This is a genomic window from Streptomyces sp. NPDC012508, from assembly GCF_042902595.1.
GTDB lineage: Bacteria > Actinomycetota > Actinomycetes > Streptomycetales > Streptomycetaceae > Streptomyces.
Map to the genome: position 1 here is coordinate 477,817 of NZ_JBIBEO010000007.1, position 21,988 is coordinate 499,804.

The 21,988-nt window shown below is 72.9% G+C and carries 18 protein-coding genes; 14 read left to right on the forward strand and 4 right to left on the reverse strand.

Going from position 1 to position 21,988, the window contains the following annotated elements; genetic code table 11:
* The first annotated feature begins 55 nt into the window (after positions 1-55).
* The 13 genes from ACFY8U_RS25770 (at position 56) to ACFY8U_RS25830 (ending at position 18,046) form a co-directional block, all read left to right on the forward strand.
* Positions 56-2,362: an ATP/GTP-binding protein gene (locus ACFY8U_RS25770; protein WP_389574033.1), complete on the forward strand. Its 2,307-nt coding sequence runs from the start codon at positions 56-58 to the stop codon at positions 2,360-2,362.
* Between the two features lie 149 nt (positions 2,363-2,511).
* Positions 2,512-4,071, forward strand: coding sequence for a PucR family transcriptional regulator (locus ACFY8U_RS25775; RefSeq protein WP_389574036.1), 1,560 nt, complete (start codon positions 2,512-2,514; stop codon positions 4,069-4,071).
* 140 nt (positions 4,072-4,211) lie between these two features.
* Positions 4,212-5,177: an EamA family transporter gene (locus tag ACFY8U_RS25780; RefSeq protein ID WP_361768861.1), complete on the forward strand. Its 966-nt coding sequence runs from the start codon at positions 4,212-4,214 to the stop codon at positions 5,175-5,177.
* Between the two features lie 216 nt (positions 5,178-5,393).
* Entirely contained in the window at positions 5,394-6,839 is a 1,446-nt protein-coding gene (locus ACFY8U_RS25785) for an aldehyde dehydrogenase family protein (RefSeq protein WP_361644953.1), read from the forward strand.
* Between the two features lie 166 nt (positions 6,840-7,005).
* Positions 7,006-8,934: an acyl-CoA dehydrogenase family protein gene (locus tag ACFY8U_RS25790; protein ID WP_389574040.1), complete on the forward strand. Its 1,929-nt coding sequence runs from the start codon at positions 7,006-7,008 to the stop codon at positions 8,932-8,934.
* Between the two features lie 254 nt (positions 8,935-9,188).
* Complete coding sequence (gene aroA / locus ACFY8U_RS25795; protein WP_389574043.1) at positions 9,189-10,430, forward strand: 3-phosphoshikimate 1-carboxyvinyltransferase; 1,242 nt, start codon at positions 9,189-9,191, stop codon at positions 10,428-10,430.
* Positions 10,431-10,464: 34 nt separating this feature from the next.
* Entirely contained in the window at positions 10,465-11,727 is a 1,263-nt protein-coding gene (gene dxr, locus ACFY8U_RS25800) for a 1-deoxy-D-xylulose-5-phosphate reductoisomerase (RefSeq protein WP_389574045.1), read from the forward strand.
* Positions 11,724-13,028, forward strand: coding sequence for a site-2 protease family protein (locus ACFY8U_RS25805; protein ID WP_361603526.1), 1,305 nt, complete (start codon positions 11,724-11,726; stop codon positions 13,026-13,028). The genes dxr and ACFY8U_RS25805 overlap by 4 nt, the downstream gene beginning before the upstream one ends.
* Positions 13,029-13,130: 102 nt before the next feature.
* Entirely contained in the window at positions 13,131-14,288 is a 1,158-nt protein-coding gene (gene ispG, locus ACFY8U_RS25810; protein WP_361434427.1) for a flavodoxin-dependent (E)-4-hydroxy-3-methylbut-2-enyl-diphosphate synthase, read from the forward strand.
* A gap of 120 nt (positions 14,289-14,408) precedes the next feature.
* On the forward strand, positions 14,409-14,576 hold the full coding sequence (locus ACFY8U_RS25815) for a hypothetical protein (RefSeq protein ID WP_389574048.1): 168 nt from the start codon (positions 14,409-14,411) through the stop codon (positions 14,574-14,576).
* Between the two features lie 116 nt (positions 14,577-14,692).
* Positions 14,693-15,538, forward strand: coding sequence for a GNAT family N-acetyltransferase (locus ACFY8U_RS25820; protein ID WP_389574051.1), 846 nt, complete (start codon positions 14,693-14,695; stop codon positions 15,536-15,538).
* A 21-nt stretch (positions 15,539-15,559) separates the two neighbouring features.
* Positions 15,560-16,105 (forward strand): GNAT family N-acetyltransferase, encoded by a 546-nt coding sequence (locus tag ACFY8U_RS25825; RefSeq protein WP_389574054.1) that lies wholly within the window; start codon positions 15,560-15,562, stop codon positions 16,103-16,105.
* A gap of 240 nt (positions 16,106-16,345) precedes the next feature.
* The gene (locus ACFY8U_RS25830; protein ID WP_389574056.1) at positions 16,346-18,046 is read left to right on the forward strand and encodes a proline--tRNA ligase; all 1,701 of its coding nucleotides are present in this window, start codon (positions 16,346-16,348) and stop codon (positions 18,044-18,046) included.
* A gap of 265 nt (positions 18,047-18,311) precedes the next feature.
* On the opposite strand, the gene ACFY8U_RS25835 is transcribed toward ACFY8U_RS25830, so the two are convergent.
* From ACFY8U_RS25835 to ACFY8U_RS25850, 4 genes are read right to left on the reverse strand one after another with little or no spacing between them, the layout of a single operon-like run.
* Positions 18,312-19,313: an SPFH domain-containing protein gene (locus ACFY8U_RS25835; protein WP_389574058.1), complete on the reverse strand. Its 1,002-nt coding sequence runs from the start codon at positions 19,311-19,313 to the stop codon at positions 18,312-18,314.
* Between the two features lie 47 nt (positions 19,314-19,360).
* Positions 19,361-20,260, reverse strand: coding sequence for an aminoglycoside phosphotransferase family protein (locus ACFY8U_RS25840; protein WP_389574061.1), 900 nt, complete (start codon positions 20,258-20,260; stop codon positions 19,361-19,363).
* Between the two features lie 30 nt (positions 20,261-20,290).
* On the reverse strand, positions 20,291-20,707 hold the full coding sequence (locus ACFY8U_RS25845) for a ferritin-like domain-containing protein (protein WP_361768881.1): 417 nt from the start codon (positions 20,705-20,707) through the stop codon (positions 20,291-20,293).
* The gene (locus tag ACFY8U_RS25850) at positions 20,704-21,336 is read right to left on the reverse strand and encodes a hypothetical protein (RefSeq protein ID WP_389574064.1); all 633 of its coding nucleotides are present in this window, start codon (positions 21,334-21,336) and stop codon (positions 20,704-20,706) included. Before ACFY8U_RS25850 ends, ACFY8U_RS25845 begins: the two co-directional genes overlap by 4 nt.
* A 152-nt stretch (positions 21,337-21,488) precedes the next feature.
* On the opposite strand from ACFY8U_RS25850, the gene rimP reads away from it, so the two are divergent.
* Positions 21,489-21,986, forward strand: coding sequence for a ribosome maturation factor RimP (gene rimP / locus ACFY8U_RS25855; RefSeq protein ID WP_361434419.1), 498 nt, complete (start codon positions 21,489-21,491; stop codon positions 21,984-21,986).
* Positions 21,987-21,988 lie beyond the last annotated feature (2 nt).

Consider the following 21,988-nt stretch of genomic DNA (forward strand, 5'->3'; position numbering starts at 1 on the left):
CTAGATTGACGGTGGCACAGATGCGGCGACCTGGCTGGTCAGGGGGCAGGGGTTCATGGAGACCGAAGGCACGTACGAGTCACGCGACACCCGAGGAGGCGCGGTCCCGCGCCCAGCGGGCCCGCCCGTGCCCCCCGGCCCCCCACCGCAGGCCTCCCCGGTACCCCCGCCACCCACCCACGCGCCCGCCCGCATCGGCGTCGCCGAGTGGCTCCGGATCCCCCGCCCCGCCGCCGGCCCCGGCGTCTGGCGGCTCGGACACCGCGAGCGGCCCGAGCTCGAACCCGATGCCGTGCCCGGCCGCCAGCTGATCACCGGCGCGGTCGTCGCGTACCTCTGCGGCTGGCTGCTCTGGTCGCTCCTCTGGAACGGATATCTGGAGGGGTGGTGGATCTTCGTCAACGACTGGTGGCTGCTGCCGATGCTCTGGCTCGTCCCCGACGAATGGCAGGCCGCCACGAGCCCGAACATCTGGGTCTTCATCGGTGCGAACTACCTCTGGCACGCCGCGGTGCTCGTCCTCCTCGCCGTCGGCTTCGGCCGCGTCGGCAACTGGCGTGAGGTCTGGCACCGGTACGGCGTCCCCATCTGGCCCCTCTTCGTCCTCCTGCCGGGCGTCTGGCGTGACATGCCCCGCACGGTCACCTGGCTCATCTGGGTCTCCAACCTCTACTACGTCCTCCTGATCGCCGCCCTCGTCGCGGCCGTCGGACGGGCCGGCGCCTGGCCCGTCGTACGCCGCCGGTTCGGTGGCCCCGCCGGTACGCCGGCTGCCGCTCCGCCGCCCCCGCCCGCCGCCGACCCCGCCGAATGGCCCGAGCTGCGGGACGCCGGGCTGACCGAGGCCGCGGCCCAGCTCTCCGAGGCCACCCGGCAGGGGACGCTCGGCGACGTCGACTACGCCCGGATCCGCCGTGCCTGGCAGGGCGTACGGACCCGGCCCGAGCGCCTTGCCGCCTTCACCGAGGCCGTACGCACCCGGGGCGCCGCCGCCTGCGGCCATCCCTCGGGCCTGCGCGACCTGCCCGTGCGCACCGCCACCCATGACCTCGCCACCGACCAGGTCCTCATCGGCACCGCCGCCGACCACCCGCGCAACCCCTACGCCCGGCGGACCACGGGCGTCGCCCTGGAACCGGCGGTGCTCGGCACCTCCCTAGTCGCCGTAGGGCCCGCCGGGGCCGGGAAGACCGTGCGGCTCGTGCGGCCCGTCGTCGAGGCGCTCTGTCTGCAGGCGCTCGCCAACCGGGCCGCCGTCGTCGCCGTCACCTCGCACGGTGCCGCCCTCGGGCCCGACGAGGCCTTCGACGTCGTCGTGTCCGTCGGGCGGCCCGAGTCCACCCACGACCTCGATCTGTACGGCGGCGCGGACGACCCCGACGAGGCCGCCCGGGTCCTCGCCGAGGCGCTCGTCGGGGATCTCGTCGCCGACAGCCGCCGGGCCGCCACCGCGCTCGCCCAGCTGATCGGCCCGTTCCTGGCCGCGTACGGCCGCTTCCCCGGCGTGCCCGAGCTGCGCGAGCTGCTCGCCGGGACGCCCACGGCCCTCGCCGCGCTGCGCGAGGCCGTCGCCGACGACCCCGCCCAGCTGCGCGAGCTCGACGCCCGGCAGCGCCAGGCCGACCGGGGCGACGAGGTCGGCGTCCTGCTCGCCGAGCGCGTCGCCTTCCTCGACCGGCCCGCCTTCGCCCGCTTCTTCCGCACCGAGGGCTCCGGCGGCGAGAAGCCGCAGTTCTCCCTGCGCGCCGTCGAGCACCCCCTCCGCGTCCGCGTCGACCTCCCCGAGCGCGGCCACGCCGAGGCCTCCCGGATCGTCTCCCGGCTGCTCCTCGCACAGTTCGCCGAGGCCGCCCTCGCCCGCCGCGACCGGTCCCTCTTCGCCTGCCTGGTCCTCGACGACGCGACGTACACCGTCACCGCCGACTCTGTGCGCGCCCTGCAGCGGCTGCGCTCCGCCAACGCCGGCGTCGTCCTCGCGCTCCGCAGCCTGGAGGACGTGCCGGAGGCGCTGCGCGGGCCGCTGCTCGGCGCGGTCGGCTGCCGGATGGCGTTCGCGGGGATCGCGCCGTGGGACGGCAACCGGTTCGCCGAGACCTGGGGGACGGAGTGGGTGCAGACCCGGGACGTCACCAACCGGCAGATCATCTCCGACGAGCCCCTGACCAAGGCCCTGCACTTCATGCGACGCCTCGTGACCGGCAAGGCCACGACGGCTGAGGCCGTGACCGTACGGGAGGTCGAGCGGCAGCGCTGGTCCGCCTCCGACCTCGCGCACGCCGTCCCCGCCGGGCACGCCGTGCTCTCCCTCACCCATGTGCGGGGCGAGCACACGCCACCCCTGCTGGTGGATCTGCGGAGCTGACGGCGAGCTGATCCCGACCCGACGGCTACCCGACGGCCACCCGGCGCCGGGCTCGGGCCGAGCCGGAGCGGGCACCGGCGCACCCTGGCACAATCGAGGGCGCCGCTCGGCTGAGCGGCGCCCCCTGCCCTAAGGTCCGACGGTCGCCAATGCCGCCCACCCTCGCCTCACTCGCCCAGCACTCGGCGCTCAAGCTCACCGTCCGCGCGGGTGAGGACCGCCTCGACACTCCCGTGCGCTGGGCCCACGTCAGCGAGCTCACCGACCCCGTCCCGTACATGGAGGGCGGCGAGCTGCTGCTCACCACCGCCCTCACCCTGGACGCCGAGGACCCCGAGGCGATGCGCCGCTACGTGCGACGGCTGCTCGCCGCGGGCGTGGTCGGGCTCGGCTTCGCCATCGGCGTCAACTACGAGGACATCCCGGCCGCCCTCCTCGACGCCGCCGGCGCCGAGGGGCTGCCGCTCCTCGAAGTACCGCGGCGCACACCGTTCCTGGCCATCAGCAAGGCGGTATCCGCGGCCATCGCGGCCGACCAGTACCGGGCGGTCACGGCCGGCTTCGAGGCCCAGCGGGAGCTGACCCGCGCCGCGCTCGCCGAGGGCCCGGACGCGGTGGTGGCGCGCCTCGCGGCCCATGTGGACGGCTGGGCGGCGCTGTACGACACCTCCGGCACCGTCCTCGCCGCGTCCCCCGAGTGGGCGGCGCGCCGGGCGGCCCGGCTGACACCCGACGTCGAACGGCTCCGGGAGCGGCCCGCGCCCGCCAGCGCCGTCGTCGGCGGCACGGACGACCGGGTCGAGCTCCAGTCCCTGGGCACGGGCCGACGGGTCAGGGGCGCCCTCGCGGTCGGCACGGGCGCGCCGCTCGGGACGGCGGAACGGTACGCCGTCCACTCCGCCATCGCCCTGCTCACGCTCACCACCGAACGCTCGCGCTCGCTCCAGGCGGCCGAGAGCAGGCTCGGCGCGGCGGTGCTGCGGATGATGCTCTCCGGCCAGCCCGACCACGCCCGGGCGGTCGCGGGCGACCTGTACGGCGGGCTCCTCGACGCCCCCTTCCGGCTGCTGATCGCCGAGGCGGCGTCGGGGGAGCGGGAGGGCGAACCCCCGCTGCCCGTGCTGGCCGAGGAGCTGGAGTCGGCGGCCGCCCGCGCGGGGGAGACGGTGCTGACCGTCCCCGAGGGCGAGGAGCGCCTCCTGGTCCTTGCCGGCGACGGCGGCGCGGTCGTCACGGCCTGCGAGGCGTACACCGAACGGGACGCCGAGGAGGCCGGTGTCGTCGTCGGGCTCTCCGCTCCGGCGGGACCGATCGCGGCGGCGGCCGCGTACAAGCAGGCCGAGCAGGCACTGTCGGTGGCGCGGCGGCGCGGCCGGGCGCTCGTCGAGCACGAGGACCTGGCGGCGGGCTCCGTGCTGCCGCTCCTCGCCGACGACGCCGTCCGCGCCTTCGCGGACGGCATGCTGCGGGCGCTGTACGAACACGACGCGACGGGCCGCGGCGACCTGGTCGCCTCGCTGCGGGCCTGGCTCTCCCGCCACGGCCAGTGGGACGCGGCCGCGGCGGACCTGGGCGTCCACCGCCACACCCTGCGCTACCGGATGCGCCGCGTGGAGGAGATCCTGGGCCGCTCCCTGGACGACCCGGACGTACGGATGGAGCTGTGGCTGGCCCTCAAGGCGACGGGCGCGGACGCGGAGGAGCGTTAGGGCCGGCGTGGATCCGGCGGAGCGCTTTCGGAGGGCCGCTACAGGGTCGCCCTCCGAACTCGCCGCTCTACGGAGCCATTTCTGCCCGATAGCGGGCAAATCATTGGTCAACCGCGCTGGAACTCCCTACTCTCCTGAGCATGACAACCCCCGCGGCCGACCCCGCCTCCGAGGAACGCACCTCCCCCTCCGCCGCCCCCGGACGCCGCCCCACCACCCGCCGCATATCCGGCGCCGTCTGGTTCGCGCTCGGGATCGTGTACGTCGTCTGGGGGTCGACCTACCTCGGGATCCGGATCGTCGTCGAGACGATGCCGCCGTTCCTCTCCGCCGGAATCCGGTACGTCATCGCGGGCCTGCTCCTCGCCGCGATCATCGCCTGGCGTCAGGGCCCCGCCGCGCTGAAGGTGACCCCGCGCCAACTCGGCTCGGCCGTCCTCGTCGGCATCCTGCTCCTCGTCGGCGGGAACGCGCTCGTCGTCCTGGCCGAGACCTCCATCCCCTCCGGCCTCGCCGCGCTGCTCGTCGCCAGCGTGCCCGCGTGGGTCGTCGTCCTGCGCGCCGCCGCCGGCGAGCGCCCGGGCCGCGGAGCCTTCGCCGGAGTGGCCCTCGGCCTCGTCGGCCTCGGCGTCCTCACCCTCCCCGGTCTCAACGGAGAGGTCAGGATCGGCGGCGTCGTCCTCGTCGTGGTCGCCGCGCTCCTGTGGTCCATCGGCTCGTACTCCTCGGGCCGGCTCTCGATGCCCGCCAACCCCTTCACCGCCAGCGCGTACGAGATGCTCGCCGGCGGCCTCGGCGGCCTGTTCATCGCCCTGATCCGCGGCGAGAACCACGGCTTCGACCTCGCCGACGTGTCCACCCGCTCCTGGACCGCCCTCGTCTACCTCATCGTCTTCGGCTCGCTGATCGCCTTCACCGCGTACGCCTGGCTGCTCCAGACCGCCCCGCTCTCGCTCGTCGCCACGTACGCGTACGTCAACCCGGTCGTCGCCGTGCTGCTCGGCGCGGTCGTCCTCGGCGAGGCCCTGACCTGGCCCATCGCACTCGGCGGCGCGATCGTCGTCGGCGGGGTCTGCCTCATCGTCTCCACGGAGCGACGGGGGTGAGCCTCGCGCGCCGGTGACGGGCGGGGCTCCTTGTGCCGCGCCTCCCACCGCCGCTCCCATCCTCCTTCCGCCACGCGGACAGGAGCTCCTTCCGCCAAAGCGGACAGGAGCCCTGATCCATCACTCCACCGCGGACAAGCGTCACGCCGCCCGCTTCGCCCTAACGTGTCACGAGAGCGATCGCTCGCACCCCGATACGGAAAGGGCCGGGACGCAATGACGACCACCCACGCCTTCTGGCTCGCCGGCCGCGAGGCCACCGGCGAGGCCACCTTCGACGTCACGAACTCCTTCGACGGACGTCTCGTCGGCAAGGTGAGCGTTCCCACCGAGGCCCAGGTCGAGGAGGCCGTCGCGGCCGCGCACGCCGTGGTCGACGAGTTCGCCGCGACCCCGGCGCACGTCCGCGCCGCCGCCCTCGACCACGTATCGAAGCGTCTCGCCGAGCGCACCGAGGAGATCGCCCAGGTGATCTCCGCCGAGAACGGCAAGCCCATCAAGTGGGCCCGCGGCGAGGTCGGCCGTGCCGTCTCCGTCTTCCGTTTCGCCGCCGAGGAAGCCCGCCGCTTCAACGGCGGAGAGGCCCAGCGCCTGGACACCGAGGCCGGTGGCGTCGGCCGCCTGGCGATCACCCGCCGTATCCCCAAGGGCGTCGTTCTCGGCATCGCGCCGTTCAACTTCCCGCTGAACCTCAGCGCCCACAAGGTCGCCCCGGCCATCGCCGTCGGCGCCCCGATCATCCTCAAGCCGGCCCCCTCCACCCCCATCTCGTCCCTGATCCTGGGCGAGCTGCTGGCCGAGACCGACCTGCCGGCCGGCTCCTGGTCCGTCCTGACCGTGCCGAACGACCGCATGCCGGCCCTCGTCCAGGACGAGCGCCTCCCGGTCATCTCCTTCACCGGCTCCGACAAGGTCGGCTTCGCCATCCAGGAGTCCGTACCGCACAAGCACTGCACCCTGGAGCTCGGCGGCAACGCCGCCGCCGTCGTCCTCGGCGACTGGGCGTCCGAGCAGGACCTGGACTGGGCGGCGACCCGTATCGCCACCTTCTCCAACTACCAGGGCGGCCAGTCCTGCATCTCCGTGCAGCGCGTGATCGCCGACGCCTCGGTCTACGACCGCCTGGTGCCGAAGATCGTCGCCGCCGTCGAGGCCCAGGTCACGGGTGACCCGGCGGACGACGCCACCGACGTCGGCCCGCTGGTCGACGAGAACGCCGCCAAGCGCGTCGAGGCCTGGGTGGACGAGGCCGTCGCGGCCGGCGCGAAGCTCCTCGCCGGCGGCAAGCGCGAGGGCGCGACCTACGCCCCGACCGTCCTGACCGACCTCCCGGCCGACGTCACCCTGGCCCGCGCCGAGGTCTTCGGCCCGGTCCTGACCGTCGCCAAGGCCGACGGCGAGGCCGAGGCCTTCGCCGCCGTCAACGACTCGGACTTCGGCCTCCAGGCCGGCGTCTTCACCCATGACCTGCAGACCGCCTTCCGCGCCCACCGCGCGCTCGAGGTCGGCGGCGTGATCATCGGCGACGTCCCGTCCTACCGCGCCGACCAGATGCCGTACGGCGGCGCCAAGAAGTCCGGCGTCGGCCGCGAGGGCGTCAAGTACGCGATGGACGACTACACCTACGAGCGCGTCCTCGTCCTCACGGGCCTCGCCCTGTAACCCGTCCGTACGTACGCGTACGGATCCACGAGACCGACGGCCGGAGCCCACTGTGCGGGGGCTCCGGCCGTCCTCGTGCGCTTCCGCCGTCTTTCGGGGCGCCGCGAAATCGGGTACTACGGACGAGTAGCCACAAGGCACCCGACGAGCGGCAGGTGAGCTCCTCATGTCCGCACCCACCCAGCGGCCCAAGGTCACCGAACGCGAGGCCCGGCAGGTCGCCGAGGCAGCGCGCGAGCAGGACTGGCGCAAACCCAGCTTCGCCAAGGAGCTGTTCCTCGGCCGCTTCCGACTGGACCTCATCCACCCCCACCCCATGCCCTCCGAGGAGGACGTACGGCGCGGCGAGGCCTTCCTCGCCAAGCTGCGCACCTTCTGCGAGACACGGATCGACGGCCGGCTCATCGAACGCGAGGCCCGGATCCCCGACGAGGTCGTCACCGGTCTCAAGGAGATCGGCGCGTTCGGGATGAAGATCGACCCGAAGTACGGCGGGCTCGGCCTCACCCAGGTGTACTACAACCGAGCCCTCGCCCTCGTCGGCTCCGCGAGCCCCGCGATCGGTGCGCTGCTCTCCGCGCATCAGTCGATCGGCGTACCGCAGCCGCTGAAGATCTTCGGTACGCAGGAACAGCGCGACACCTACCTGCCGCGCCTCGCCCGCACCGACATCTCCGCCTTCCTCCTCACCGAGCCGGACGTCGGCTCCGACCCGGCCCGGCTCGCCACCACCGCCGTCCCGGACGGCGACGACGCCTACGTCCTCGACGGGGTGAAGCTCTGGACGACCAACGGCGTCGTCGCCGACCTGCTCGTCGTCATGGCGCGCGTGCCGAAGTCCGAGGGCCATCGAGGCGGCATCACCGCGTTCGTGGTCGAGGCGGACTCGCCGGGCATCACCGTCGAGCGACGCAACGCCTTCATGGGCCTGCGTGGCCTGGAGAACGGCGTCACCCGCTTCCACGGCGTCCGGGTCCCGGCCGAGAACCGCATCGGCCCCGAGGGCGCCGGTCTCAAGATCGCCCTCACCACTCTGAACACCGGACGGCTCTCCCTCCCCGCGATGTGTGTCGGCGCGGGCAAGTGGGCGCTGAAGATCGCCCGCGAGTGGGCGGCCGTACGGGAGCAGTGGGGCAAGCCGGTCGCCCGGCACGAGGCCGTGGGCGCGAAGATCTCCTTCATCGCGGCGACCACGTTCGCCCTGGAGGCGGTCGTCGACCTCGCCTCCCAGATGGCCGACGAGGACCGCAACGACATCCGCATCGAGGCGGCCCTCGCCAAGCTCTACGGCTCCGAGATGGGCTGCCTCATCGCCGACGAACTGGTCCAGATCCGCGGCGGACGCGGCTACGAGACGGCGGACTCGCTCGCGGCCCGGGGCGAACGCGCGGTCCCGGCGGAACAGCTCCTGAGGGACCTGCGGATCAACCGCATCTTCGAGGGCTCGACCGAGATCATGCACCTGCTCATCGCCCGCGAGGCGGTCGACGCGCACCTGGCCGTGGCGGGCGACATCATCGACCCCGACAAGTCGCTGGGCGACAAGGCGAAGGCGGGCGCGCGGGCGGGCGGCTTCTACGCCCGCTGGCTGCCGAAGCTGGTGGCCGGACCGGGCCAGCTGCCGAACTCGTACGCGGAGTTCGGCACCCTCGCGACCCATCTGCGGTACGTGGAGCGGACGTCGAGGAAGCTGGCCCGCTCGACGTTCTACGCCATGTCGCGGTGGCAGGGCCGGATGGAGCTCAAGCAGGCGTTCCTCGGGCGGATCGTGGACATCGGCGCGGAGCTCTTCGCGATGAGCGCGGCGTGCGTACGGGCGGACCTGCTGCGGTCCTCGGGCGGCCCGCACGGCCGCGAGGCCCAGGCACTGGCGGACGCGTTCTGCCGGCAGGCGCGGCTACGGGTGGAGGAGCTCTTCGGCCGCCTCTGGTCCAACACGGACGACCTGGACCGGCGCGTGGTGGACGGGGTCCTGGCGGGCCGCTTCGAGTGGCTGGAGGAGGGGATCGTGGACCCGAGCGACGACGGCCCCTGGATCGCCGACGCGACCCCTGGCCCGTCGACGCACGAGAACGTCCACCGCAAGATCCCCTGACGCGACGGGGCGATGCCCACGCCGCCTCCGGTGTGGGCAATCGTCCCGCTGGGGCGGGACGGGTGGGCACAACGGACGGCGCCCCCTGCCGGGCCCAGGCTCCCGGTGCCTGCGGTGCCCCCGGGCGCGGCGCCTTGCCGGGCCCCGGGCACGAGGCCCTTGCCAGGGGCACCGGTCACCACCCTTGTGCCCACCCGTTCCGCCATGCGGAACGTTTGTCCACCAGGGTGGTGATGCCCGGCACCATGGCCCCCGTGACCGTCATCGACATCCCCGGCTCCAAGTCCCTCACCGCCCGCGCCCTCTTCCTCGCCGCCGCCGCGGACGGGACCAGCACCCTCCTGCGCCCCCTCCTCTCCGACGACACCGAGGGCTTCGCCGAAGGGCTCAAGGCCCTCGGCCACCAGGTACGGCAGGAGCCGGGCGGCGGCGCCTGGCTCATCGAAGGACGCCCCGAAGGGCCCGCCGTCGACACCGCCGACGTCTACTGCCGCGACGGCGCCACCACCGCCCGCTTCCTCCCCACCCTCGCCGCTGCCGGCCACGGCACCTTCCGCTTCGACGCCTCCCCGCAGATGCGCCGCCGCCCCCTCGGCCCCCTCACCACCGCCCTGCGCACCCTCGGCGTCGACCTCCGCCACGAGGAGAACGAGGGCCACCACCCCCTCACCGTCCACGCCGCCGGCATCAAGGGCGGCGCGCTCACTCTCGACGCCGGCCAGTCCTCCCAGTACCTGACCGCGCTCCTCATGCTCGGCCCGCTCACCGCCGAGGGCCTCACCATCACCGTGACCGACCTGGTCTCGGAGCCGTACGTCGAGATCACCCTGGCGATGATGCGGGCCTTCGGGGCGCAGGTCACCCAGGAGGGACGTACGTACACGGTCGCCCCCACCGGCTACACGGCGACCGCCTACCCCATCGAGCCCGACGCCTCCACGTCCTCGTACTTCTTCGCCGCCGCCGCGCTCGAACCCGGCCGCACCGTCACCGTCCCCGGCCTCGGCACCGGCGCCCTCCAGGGCGACCTCGGCTTCGTCGACGTCCTGCGCCGGATGGGCGCGGACGTCGAGATCACCGACACGGCCACCACCGTCCGCGGCACCGGAATCCTGCGCGGCCTGACCGTCAACATGCGTGACATCTCCGACACCATGCCGACCCTCGCCGCCCTCGCGCCCTTCGCCGACGGACCGGTGCGCATCGAGGACGTCGCCAACACCCGCGTCAAGGAGTGCGACCGCCTCGACGCCTGCGCCGAGAACCTCCGCCGCCTCGGCATCACCGTCGCCACCGGACCCGACTGGATCGAGATCCGGCCCGGCACCCCCACCGGCCCCGTCGAGATCGCCACCCACGGCGACCACCGGATCGTCATGTCCTTCGCCGTCACCGCCCTGCGCACCCCCGGCATCACCTTCGACGACCCCGGCTGTGTACGGAAGACGTTCCCCGACTTCCACCACGTCTTCGGAGCGTTCCCCCGCACCCCGTGAAGGGCGCGCGGTCTTTGCGGCAAGAATGGGGGGCATGAGCGACCGCCCCTCTCCTCTCGCCGACCCGCATCTCGTCTTCGATCCGACCGAAGGCCGCCGGGACATCGTCGTCCTCGGCTCCACCGGGTCCATCGGCACCCAGGCCATCGACCTGGTCCTGCGCAACCCCGACCGCTTCCGGGTCACCGCCCTCGCCGCCTCCGGCGGCCGGGTGGAGCTGCTCGCCGAGCAGGCACACCGGCTCAGGGTCGAGACGGTCGCCGTCGCCCGCGAGGACAAGGCCTCCGACCTGCGCGAGGCGCTGACCAGGCTGTACGGCCCCGGTGCCACGCTCCCCGAGATCCTCGCCGGACCCGACGCCGCCACCACGCTGGCCGCCTCGCCCTGCCACACGGTCCTCAACGGCATCACCGGCTCCATCGGCCTGGCGCCCACGCTCGCCGCCCTCGAAGCCGGCCGCACCCTCGCCCTCGCCAACAAGGAGTCGCTGATCGTCGGCGGCCCGCTGGTCAGGGCCCTGGCCGAGCCCGGCCAGATCATCCCCGTCGACTCCGAGCACGCCGCCCTCTTCCAGGCGCTCGCCGCCGGCACCCGCGCCGACGTCCGCAAGCTGGTCGTCACCGCCTCCGGCGGCCCCTTCCGCGGCCGTACGAGGGCCGAGCTGGCGCACGTCACCCGGGAGGACGCGCTCGCCCACCCGACCTGGGCCATGGGCCCGGTCATCACGGTCAACAGCGCCACCCTGGTGAACAAGGGGCTCGAGGTCATCGAGGCGCACCTCCTCTACGACATCCCCTTCGACCGCATCCAGGTCGTCGTCCACCCCCAGTCGTACGTGCACTCGATGGTCGAGTTCACCGACGGCTCCACGCTCGCCCAGGCCACCCCGCCGGACATGCGCGGCCCGATCGCGCTCGGCATCGGCTGGCCCCAGCGGGTCCCGGACGCGGCCCCCGCCTTCGACTGGACCAAGGCCTCCAGCTGGGAGTTCTTCCCGCTCGACACCGAGGCCTTCCCCTCCGTCGGCCTCGCCCGCCACGTCGGCGAACTGGGCGGCACCGCCCCGGCCGTCTTCAACGCGGCGAACGAGGAGTGCGTCGAGGCGTTTCTCGCCGGAAGGCTGCCGTTCAACGGAATCATGGATACGGTCACGGCAGTCGTCACCGAGCACGGCACCCCCGACCGGGGAACCTCACTGACGGTGTCGGACGTCCTGGAAGCGGAGACCTGGGCCAGGGCCCGGGCCCGGGAACTGGCAGTACTCGCTGCGAAGGCAACCGCGGAGGCGCGCGCATGACCGTTCTTCTGACGCTCCTCGGCATCGCGCTGTTCGCGTTCGGGCTGCTCGTCTCCATCGCCTGGCACGAGCTGGGCCACCTCTCCACCGCCAAGCTCTTCGGCATCCGCGTGCCCCAGTACATGGTCGGCTTCGGCCCGACGATCTGGTCGAGGAAGAAGGGCGAGACGGAGTACGGCATCAAGGCCATCCCGGCCGGCGGCTACATCCGGATGATCGGAATGTTCCCGCCCGGCAAGGACGGCCGGATCGAGGCCCGCTCCACCTCCCCCTGGCGCGCCATGATCGAGGACGCCCGGGAGGCCTCCTTCGAGGAGCTCCAGCCCGGCGACGAGAAGCGGCTCTTCTACACGCGCAGGCCGTGGAAGCGCGTCATCGTGATGTTCGCCGGCCCGTTCATGAACCTGATCCTCGCCGTCCTGCTCTTCTTCGGCAGCGCCATGGCCGTCGGCTTCGAGGCCCAGACCACCAAGGTCGCCGGCGTCACCAACTGCGTCATCGACCAGAGCGAGAAGCGCGACACCTGCCAGGCCGGCGACCGCCCGTCGCCCGCCAAGGCCGCCGGCCTGCTGAAGGGCGACCGGATCGTCGCCTTCAACGGCGAACGCGTCACCGACTGGAACACCCTCTCCGACCGCATCCGCGCCACCACCGGGCCCGCCACCGTCACCGTCCAGCGCGACGGCAAGGAGCTGGACCTCCGGGCGACGCTCCTGGAGAACAAGGTCCTGAAGAAGGACGCGGACGGCAACGTCGTCCAGCCGCTGCAGTACGTCTCCGCCGGCTATCTGGGCTTCGAGTCCGGCCGCGAGGTCGTCCCGCTCACCTTCGGCGAGTCCGCCTCCCGGATGACCGACCAGCTCCAGGCCGGTTTCGAGTCCGTGCTCGCCCTGCCCGGCAAGGTTCCGGACCTCTGGGACGCCACCTTCGGCGACGGCGAACGCAAGCAGGACTCACCCGTCGGCGTCGTCGGCGCGGCCCGGATCAGCGGCGAGCTGATGAGCATCGAGGCGCCGGCGGAGACCCGGCTGGTCTTCTTCCTCCAGCTGCTCGTCATGTTCAACGTGTCGCTGTTCCTCTTCAACATGCTGCCGCTGCTCCCGCTCGACGGCGGTCACATCGCGGGCGCCCTGTGGGAGTCCGTACGCCGTCACACCGCGCGGATCTTCCGGCGCCCCGACCCGGGCCCGTTCGACGTGGCCAAGCTGATGCCGGCCGCCTATGTCGTGGCGGGCGTGTTCGTCTGCTTCACCCTGCTCGTCCTCGCCGCGGACATCGTCAACCCGGTGAAGCTGACGTGACCGATCGGTGGCCGGACCCCCTGGGTGTCCGGCCACTCGCGCCCGGGGCGGTAATCTCGAAGACCTGAGCCCGATGAACCACACCTTGGGGTTGTACAGCTGATGACCGCGATTTCTCTCGGTATCCCGTCCGTTCCGACCCGGCTCGCCGAGCGGCGCAAGAGCCGCCAGATCCAGGTCGGATCGGTCGCGGTGGGCGGGGACGCGCCCGTCTCGGTGCAGTCGATGACGACGACCCGTACGTCCGACATCGGCGCCACGCTCCAGCAGATCGCCGAGCTGACGGCCTCCGGCTGCCAGATCGTCCGGGTCGCCTGCCCCACGCAGGACGACGCCGACGCGCTCGCCACGATCGCGAAGAAGTCGCAGATCCCGGTGATCGCCGACATCCACTTCCAGCCGAAGTACGTCTTCGCGGCCATCGACGCCGGCTGCGCGGCCGTCCGCGTCAACCCGGGCAACATCAAGCAGTTCGACGACAAGGTCAAGGAGATCGCGCACGCCGCCAAGGCCGCGGGCACTCCGATCCGGATCGGCGTCAACGCGGGCTCGCTCGACGCCCGGCTGCTGAAGAAGTACGGCAAGGCCACCCCCGAGGCGCTGGTCGAGTCCGCGCTGTGGGAGGCCTCCCTCTTCGAGGAGCACGGCTTCGGCGACATCAAGATCTCGGTCAAGCACAACGACCCGGTCGTCATGGTCAACGCCTACCGCCAGCTCGCCGCCGCCTGCGACTACCCGCTGCACCTCGGTGTCACCGAGGCCGGTCCGGCCTTCCAGGGCACCATCAAGTCCGCCGTCGCCTTCGGCGCGCTGCTCTCCGAGGGCATCGGCGACACCATCCGCGTCTCGCTCTCCGCGCCGCCGGTCGAGGAGGTCAAGGTCGGCAACCAGATCCTGGAGTCGCTGAACCTCAAGCCGCGCCGCCTGGAGATCGTCTCCTGCCCGTCCTGCGGCCGCGCCCAGGTCGACGTCTACAAGCTCGCCGAGGAGGTCACGGCCGGCCTGGAGGGCATGGAGGTACCGCTGCGCGTCGCCGTCATGGGCTGTGTCGTCAACGGCCCCGGCGAGGCCCGCGAGGCCGACCTGGGCGTCGCCTCCGGCAACGGCAAGGGTCAGATCTTCGTCAAGGGCGAGGTCATCAAGACCGTCCCCGAGTCGAAGATCGTCGAGACCCTCATCGAGGAGGCGCTGAAGATCGCCGAGCAGATGGAGAAGGACGGCGTGATGTCCGGCGAGCCGACGGTCGCCATCGGCGTCTGAACCCGTACGTACGGACACCCGAGGCCTCGGCGCAACCCCGCGCCGGGGCCTCGTGCCGTCCCCCGGAACCGGTCGCTCCCCGTCGGCGTCGTGACATTCATGGCATCGGGTGGGAGCACGATGGGCGACGAGCCGGCGACATGGGGAGAGCTGCTGCTGCACTCCCTCCTCATCGCGGCCGTGCCCACGCTCGTCGGAGGGGCGCTGGTCGTCTCCCTCGTCGGACTGACGATGTGGGCGACAGGACCGCTGCGCCGCCGGAGGCGGGCACACTCCGCCGACAGGTAGGGGCGCGGGCACGGGCCACCGAGCGCCCGGCGGGCTCTCCGCTCACTCGCCCGCCACCTCCTCGACGCGCCAGGTACAGTGCGGAGAATCAGCAGACCGCATGGTGAGGCCCCCTCGTGTTGACGCAGACCACCACCCGGGTCCTCGAACCCGCCGACCTCGGAGCCGCGCTCGCCGTCCTTGAGAGCGCCCCCGTGGAGAACGCCTTCGTGACCGCCCGGGTCCAGGCCGCCGGACTCGACCCCTGGCGCCTCGGCGGCGAGATGTGGGGCTGGTACACCGACGGACGACTGCGCTCCCTGTGCTACTCCGGCGCCAACCTCGTCCCCATCTGCGCCACCCCCGAAGCCGTCCGCGCCTTCGCCGACCGCGCCCGCAGGACCGGCCGCCGCTGCTCCTCCATCGTCGGGCCCGCCGAGCCCACCTCCCAGCTCTGGAGCCTCCTGGAGCCCAGCTGGGGCCCCGCAAGGGACGTCCGAGGCAACCAGCCGCTCATGGTCACCGAAGGGCCCTCCGCCTCCGTCGAGCCCGACCCGCTCGTGCGCCGCATCCGCAAGGACGAGATGGAAGTGATCATGCCCGCGTGCGTGGCCATGTTCACCGAGGAGGTCGGCATCTCGCCGATGGCCGGCGACGGCGGACTGCTCTACCAGGCCCGCGTCGCCGAACTCGTCGGCACGGGCCGCTCCTTCGCCCGGATCGAGGACGGCAAGGTCGTCTTCAAGGCGGAGATCGGCGCCGCCACCCGTCAGGCCTGCCAGATCCAGGGCGTCTGGGTCGCCCCCGAGTACCGGGGCCGCGGCCTCTCCGAGTCCGGCATGGCCGCCGTGCTGCGCTTCGCCCTCGCCGACGTCGCCCCCGTCGTCAGCCTCTACGTCAACGACTACAACACCCCGGCCAGGGCCGCGTACCGCCGCGTCGGCTTCCGCGAGGTCGGCGCCTTCATGAGCGTGCTCTTCTGAGGCACTTGTAAGGTGCGGCGCATGGATGACGCTGACGTCACGATCGGACCGGTCGACCTCGCCGCACGTGTCGACGACGCCCTCGCCGTACAGGCCATCGCCTTCGGACTGAGCGAGGACGAGATCGCCGTACGCCGCCACATCGTGCTGCGCCATCTCCTCAACCCGGGCGCCCGCGCGTACGGAGCGACCACCGCGTCCGGGCGGCTGGTGGGGTTCGTGTACGGGATGCCCAACGACCGGACCCACTGGTGGTCCGGCGTCGTGGAGCCGTACCTCCGCTCCAACGGCACCGTCGAGTGGCTCGACGACTCCTTCGTGATCACCGAACTCCATGTCCACCCCGACCATCAGGGGCGGGGCGTCGGCCGGGAGCTCATCACCACCATCACCGACCAGTCGAAGCTTCCGCGCTCGATCCTCTCCGCGATCGACACCGAGAGCCCGGCCCGCGGCCTGTACCGCTCCCTCGGCTACGTCGACCTCGCCCGGATGGTCCACTTCCCCAGCGCCCCCCGCCCGTACGCCGTGATGGGCGCCCCGCTGCCGCTCCCGCGCCGGAACTGAGTTACTGATTTCCACCCGCGCGGGCCGCCCGGCTAACCTCCTAGGGGGTGTCCGGCGGACCATGGCCGGGGCCACGACATCTGGCACGGCACCTCGCCGCGTTGCCGAAGCGCCTCAACAGCTCCGCTACGGAGGCGCCGGCGCCTTGCGATGCACCGCACCAGACGCCGCGTCCTATCCGGCCCTGGTCCGCCGGACACCCCCTAGCCACCACCCTTACCCGGCAGGAGTACGAGAACCATGGCCAACGCACCGGTCCAGCGCATGTCCCAGTTGATGGCGAAGACGCTGCGCGACGACCCGGCGGACGCCGAGGTCCTCAGCCACAAGCTCCTCGTCCGCGCCGGCTACGTGCGCCGCACCGCCGCAGGCATCTGGAGCTGGCTGCCGCTCGGCAAGAAGGTCCTCGCCAACGTCGAGCGCATCGTCCGCGAGGAGATGGACGCCATCGGCGCCCAGGAGGTCTCGCTGCCCGCCCTGCTGCCGCGTGAGCCCTACGAGGCGACGGGCCGCTGGGACGAGTACGGCGCCGAGCTCTTCCGCCTCCAGGACCGCAGGGGCGGCGACTACCTCCTCGGCCCGACCCACGAGGAGATCTTCACCCTCCTGGTGAAGGACCAGTGCTCGTCCTACAAGGACCTGCCCGTCATCCTGTACCAGATCCAGACGAAGTTCCGCGACGAGGCCCGTCCGCGGGCCGGCATCCTGCGCGGCCGCGAGTTCCTGATGAAGGACTCGTACTCCTTCGACACGGAGGACGAGGGCCTCGCCCAGTCCTACGCCCTGCACCGCGAGGCCTACAAGCGCGTCTTCGAGCGCCTCGGTCTCGACTACCGCATCGTGGCCGCCACCGCCGGCGCCATGGGCGGCTCGAAGTCCGAGGAGTTCCTCGCCCCGGCCGAGGCAGGCGAGGACACCTTCGCCGACTGCCCGAACTGCGACTTCGCCGCGAACACCGAGGCGATCTCCTACGAGCTCCAGCCGGTCGACGGCTCCGCCGTCGCCGCCGCCGAGGAGATCCCCACCCCCGACACCCCGACCATCGAGACCCTGGCCGCCTCCCTCGGCGTCCCGGCCTCCGCCACGCTCAAGAACCTCCTGGTGAAGGTCGACGGCGAGATCGTGGCCGTGGGCGTGCCGGGCGACCGTGAGGTCGACATGGGCAAGGTCGAGGAGCACTTCGCCCCGGCCGTCGTCGAGATGGTCACCGAGGCCGACTTCGCCGAGCGCGCGGACCTCGTACGCGGGTACGTCGGCCCGCAGGGCCTGGAGAAGGTCACGTACATCGCCGACCCGCGCGTGGCGCCGGGCACGGCGTGGATCACGGGCGCCAACAAGGAGGGCATGCACGCGAAGAACGTCGTCGCGGGGCGTGACTTCGAGGTCTCCGAGTACGTCGACGTCGTCGTCGTGCAGGAGGGCGACCCCTGCCCCAAGTGCGGCACCGGCCTGAAGCTGGACCGCGCGATCGAGATCGGCCACATCTTCCAGCTGGGCCGCAAGTACGCGGACGCCCTCAAGCTCGACGTCCTCGGCCAGAACGGCAAGCCGGTCCGCGTGACCATGGGCTCGTACGGCATCGGCGTCTCGCGCGCGGTCGCCGCGCTCGCCGAGCAGTCGGCCGACGACAAGGGCCTGTGCTGGCCCGCCGAGGTCGCCCCGGCCGACGTCCACGTCGTGGCGGCGGGCAAGGCGCTCCAGACGGAGCTGGCCCTGGACGTCTCGGAGCAGCTGCGCGCCGCGGGCCTCCGGGTCCTGGTCGACGACCGCGCGGGCGTCTCCCCGGGTGTGAAGTTCACCGACGCGGAGCTGATCGGCGTCCCGAAGATCCTGGTCGCCGGCCGCCGCTCGGCCGAGGGCGTCCTGGAACTCAAGGACCGCCGGACGGGCGAGCGCGAAGAACTGCCGGTGGCAGAAGCGATCGCCCGCCTGTCCGCGTAACCCCGCCACCGCGCGGGTGGGCGGTCCCGCCCATCCGCGCGACGCCCACCCGGCTCCGTCCCCCGTTGTGGGCATTCGTTCCGCTGGGGCGGAACGGGTGGGCACAACGGACGGCGCCCTTGCCGGGCCAAGGCGCCAGGTGCCTGAGCGGTGCGCAGAGTGCGGCGCCGTCCGTTGTGCCCACGCTCCCCCGGAGTCCGTCCGGGGGGACCCCCAGCCCCGCGGAACGAACGCCCACGACGGCGGAGGGGGCCGGGCGGAACCGCTACGCCGCTTCGTCTCGCGGTGCCGGGTCCGCCGGCGGGCCCGCCAGCGTGTCGTCCGGGAGCGGCGGGAGGTCCGCCAGGTCCGGGAGATCCGCCGTCACCCGAGACTGAGGCTCCGGCCCCTCCAGGGCCTCCGGCTCCGACGGCAGCTCCGGCAGCGGATCCTGGAACATCTCCGGCGGCGCCACCGGCACGGGCGCCTCGTCCCCGGCCGCGTCCGACGGCGCCGCGCCACCCTGCGGCGGCGCCGCCCGCTCCAGGAACCTCAGCAGCTCCACCGGGATCGGCAGTACCAGCGTCGAGTTCTTCTCCGCCGACACGGCCATCACCGTCTGCAGCAGCCTCAGCTGAAGCGCCGCCGGCTGCGTCGACATCACGCCCGCCGCCTCCGCCAGCTTCTTCGATGCCTGGAGCTCCGCGTCCGCGTTGATCACCCGCGCCCGCCGCTCCCGGTCCGCCTCCGCCTGTCGCGCCATCGAGCGCTTCATCGTCTCCGGCAGCGAGACGTCCTTGATCTCGACCCGGTCGATCGCGACACCCCAGCCCATCGCCGGGCTGTCGAGCATCAGCTCCAGGCCCTGGTTGAGCTTCTCGCGGTTCGACAGCAGGTCGTCCAGATCGCTCTTGCCGATGATCGACCGCAGCGACGTCTGCGCCATCTGCGAGACCGCGAACCGGTAGTCCTCCACCCGCACCAGCGCGTCCGCCGCGTCGACCACCTTGAAGTACACGACCGCGTCCACCCGCACCGTCACGTTGTCCCGGGTGATGCCCTCCTGCGCCGGCACGGGCAGCGTCACGATCTGGAGGTTCACCTTGTGCAGCCGGTCGACCACCGGCACGATCATCGTGAATCCCGGCTGCCGGACCTGGCTCACGAGCCGCCCGAAGCGGAAGACCACGCCCCGTTCGTACTGCTTCACCACGCGCGCGGCCGCGCCTACGTAGACCACGACCGCTACGCCGGTCGCCGCCGCCGCTGCCAACAGCTCCTCGACCATGACGGCCCCCTGAGCTCCGAGCCGAGCGTTACAGCAAGGTTATTCCCCTACAGCCAGTCCGCGAACTCGAGCAGCAGCTCCGCGTCCTGCCGCCGCCCCGCCGTCAGCGCCCGCGTCCCCGACTCGACGGCGCGGAACAGGGTCCAGCCGCGCAGCCGGTCCCGGTCCACCTCCAGGGAGTCCGCCAGCTTGTTGACCCGCCGACGGGCCGCCGACGCCCCGGCCGAGGCGCCCACCAGGTCCTCGACCCGGTCCCGAACCAGCCGCGCCAGGTCGTAGGCGCGCTCGCCGACCAGCGGCTCGGGACCGACGGCGAGCCACGGCGCGCGGTCACCGGCGAGCACCTTGCCCTGGCGGAAGTTCCCGTGCAGCAGCAGGGTCTCGGAAGGGTCGGCGACCAGCTCCGCGCGCGCGTCGAGAGCGGCCGCTGTCAGCGCACCGGTCTCGGCGTCGGCCCGGTAGGACTCCATGGCCGTCGCCTGCCGGGCGGTGCGCTCGGCCACCGACTCGAATCCGTGCCCCACGGGCGGCTCCACCCACAGCTTCCGCACCGTGCCCGCCGCCTCGAGGAGCGCCTTCGCCTCGGGCAGGGACCGCACCGACACCTCGGGGTGCAGCCGCTCCAGGACCAGCGAACCGTCCTCGGGCGCGTCGAGCAGCCGCACCGCGCCCCAGCCGTTCCAGTGCGCCAGCGCGTCCCGCTCCAGATCGGGCCGGGCGGCCTCCGGGGCGAGCTTCAGCGCGGCGGGGGAGTCGTCGGCCCGCCGTACGAGCACCACCAGGCTGCTGCGCCCGCCGGGCGCCATCACCCGTTCGACGTCCAGGGAGGCGTGCTCCACGGCGTTCCGCGCGAGCTCGGGCAGCTTCCCGAGCCACTCGGCCGCGACAGCGTTCCCGTACGTCTCGCCGAGCGTCCGCACCAGTCGCTGCGGCGGTTCGAAACCCATACGTGCGTTGTTCCTTCTGGTCAAAGGGGCCTACGCCCGCTCGGCGAGCCCAGGAAAGGTTACGTCGGTACCGCGCCAGCGAACGGCCCGGACCGCCGCCTCCCGCAACGCGGCGGCCGCGTCCCGCCGCAGCGGCCCCTCCGCCGCCCGTACGAGATCGGAGTACACCCCGGCCACGCGGTCCTCCAGGACGGCGGCGAGACGTACGGCGGCGGCCGTGTCCGGCACCGGGAACGGCAGCTCGTAGCCGGCCGCCGCGGCCACCGGTTCGCCGCCCAGGTCCCGCACGGTCCTGCGCAGCCCGTCGCGGCGGGCGCGGTGCGCCTCGTACGCCGCCGTGGCCTCCGCGCGCCGCTCGGCGCCGATCCTGCCGCCGACGACGCCGTACCCGTACACCGCCGCGTGCTCGGCGGCGAGGGCGGCGCGCGCCGCGTCGAGGGCGCTCATCCCCGTCCTCCTTCGGTCAGCAGATACGCGTGGGCCGCTCCGGCCGCCGCCACCGAGGCGAGCAGCCGGGCGTACTCGGGCGGCGCGTCGAGCAGCGTCGCCGCGTGGACGTCGGCGGTCGACCGGGCGGCCGCCGCCAGGTCCTTGAGGGCGACCGCAGGATCGGTGGCCACGGCGGGCGGGACGGGCGCCCCGGAGACGGGTGCTCCCGAGGCCGGGGCACCGGAGGCCGGCGCCGCCGAACCGGAAGGGACCGGGCTCGCCGAACCGGTCGCCGTGCCGCTCGTCGCCCGCTCGGCGCCCGTGTCCGCCGGTCGGGTGTCCGCCGAAGGGGCGTCCTTCGCCGCGCCCTCGGCCAGCGCGGCGACATGGGCCGCCACCGCCGCCCGCAGCGGGGCCAGGCGCTGCGCCAGCGGGGGATGCGCGGCGAGCACCGCGTCGTAACGTTCCAGCAGATCCCTGCTGGTCGACGCCGACCTGCGGCGAAGCGCCGCCTCGGCCAGCGCCGCCCGTTCGGCGGCGGAAGGCTTCCTCGGCCGCCCGCCGCCGCCCTCCGAGGTGCAGCCGGCCAGCGTCACCGCCCCGGCAGCCAGGAGCGCGCGCCTGCCTACGGTCCCCGTGCGCCCCACATTCACTCCCTCGGCCCGGATCGAAGATCACCGCAGGCGAGCGTACCCGCGGCCCCCGGCCCCGTGGACGGCAACACCCCCCGCGACCGGATACCCTTTGGTCTGACACGCGACGAACCCACAACAGCACACGCGGCCGAGGAGTCACCCGGATGAGCACCACCCAGAGCGACAGGCTGCGAGCACTCCTTGAGCCGCTCATCGCCTCGCAGGGACTCGATCTCGAAGAGCTCGAGGTGGCCTCCGTGGGACGCAAGCGGGTGCTGCGTGTGGTCGTCGACTCCGACGAAGGCGCCGACCTGGACCAGGTCGCCGATGTGAGCCGCGCGCTCTCGGCGAAGCTGGACGAGACCGACGCGATGGGCGAGGGCGAGTACACCCTCGAAGTCGGCACCCCGGGCGCGGAGCGCCCGCTCACCGAGCACCGCCACTACGTGCGCGCCACCGGGCGCCTGGCCAAGCTGCAGCTGAACGACGGCGCGGAGCTCGTCGCGCGGATCCTCGCCGTGGACGAGGACGGCATCGACCTCGAGGTGCCGGGCGTGAAGGGGCGCAAGCCCACCGCCCGCCGGGTCGAGTTCGCGGACGTCGCCAAGGCGCGTGTCGAGATCGAGTTCAACCGCAAGGACAAGAAGGAAGAGGAGGCGTAGCC

Excerpts from the sequence above, each read along its gene's own strand:
- ACFY8U_RS25770 (WP_389574033.1), top strand. The coding sequence starts at position 56 with ATGGAGACCGAAGGCACGTACGAGTCACGCGACACCCGAGGAGGCGCG.
- ACFY8U_RS25780 (WP_361768861.1), top strand. The coding sequence starts at position 4,212 with ATGACAACCCCCGCGGCCGACCCCGCCTCCGAGGAACGCACCTCCCCC.
- dxr (WP_389574045.1), top strand. The coding sequence starts at position 10,465 with ATGAGCGACCGCCCCTCTCCTCTCGCCGACCCGCATCTCGTCTTCGAT.
- ACFY8U_RS25840 (WP_389574061.1), bottom strand. The coding sequence starts at position 20,260 with ATGGGTTTCGAACCGCCGCAGCGACTGGTGCGGACGCTCGGCGAGACG.
- ACFY8U_RS25805 (WP_361603526.1), top strand. The coding sequence starts at position 11,724 with ATGACCGTTCTTCTGACGCTCCTCGGCATCGCGCTGTTCGCGTTCGGG.
- ACFY8U_RS25775 (WP_389574036.1), top strand. The coding sequence starts at position 2,512 with ATGCCGCCCACCCTCGCCTCACTCGCCCAGCACTCGGCGCTCAAGCTC.
- ispG (WP_361434427.1), top strand. The coding sequence starts at position 13,131 with ATGACCGCGATTTCTCTCGGTATCCCGTCCGTTCCGACCCGGCTCGCC.
- ACFY8U_RS25825 (WP_389574054.1), top strand. The coding sequence starts at position 15,560 with ATGGATGACGCTGACGTCACGATCGGACCGGTCGACCTCGCCGCACGT.
- ACFY8U_RS25845 (WP_361768881.1), bottom strand. The coding sequence starts at position 20,707 with ATGAGCGCCCTCGACGCGGCGCGCGCCGCCCTCGCCGCCGAGCACGCG.
- ACFY8U_RS25785 (WP_361644953.1), top strand. The coding sequence starts at position 5,394 with ATGACGACCACCCACGCCTTCTGGCTCGCCGGCCGCGAGGCCACCGGC.
- ACFY8U_RS25830 (WP_389574056.1), top strand. The coding sequence starts at position 16,346 with ATGGCCAACGCACCGGTCCAGCGCATGTCCCAGTTGATGGCGAAGACG.
- ACFY8U_RS25835 (WP_389574058.1), bottom strand. The coding sequence starts at position 19,313 with ATGGTCGAGGAGCTGTTGGCAGCGGCGGCGGCGACCGGCGTAGCGGTC.
- ACFY8U_RS25790 (WP_389574040.1), top strand. The coding sequence starts at position 7,006 with ATGTCCGCACCCACCCAGCGGCCCAAGGTCACCGAACGCGAGGCCCGG.
- ACFY8U_RS25815 (WP_389574048.1), top strand. The coding sequence starts at position 14,409 with ATGGGCGACGAGCCGGCGACATGGGGAGAGCTGCTGCTGCACTCCCTC.
- rimP (WP_361434419.1), top strand. The coding sequence starts at position 21,489 with ATGAGCACCACCCAGAGCGACAGGCTGCGAGCACTCCTTGAGCCGCTC.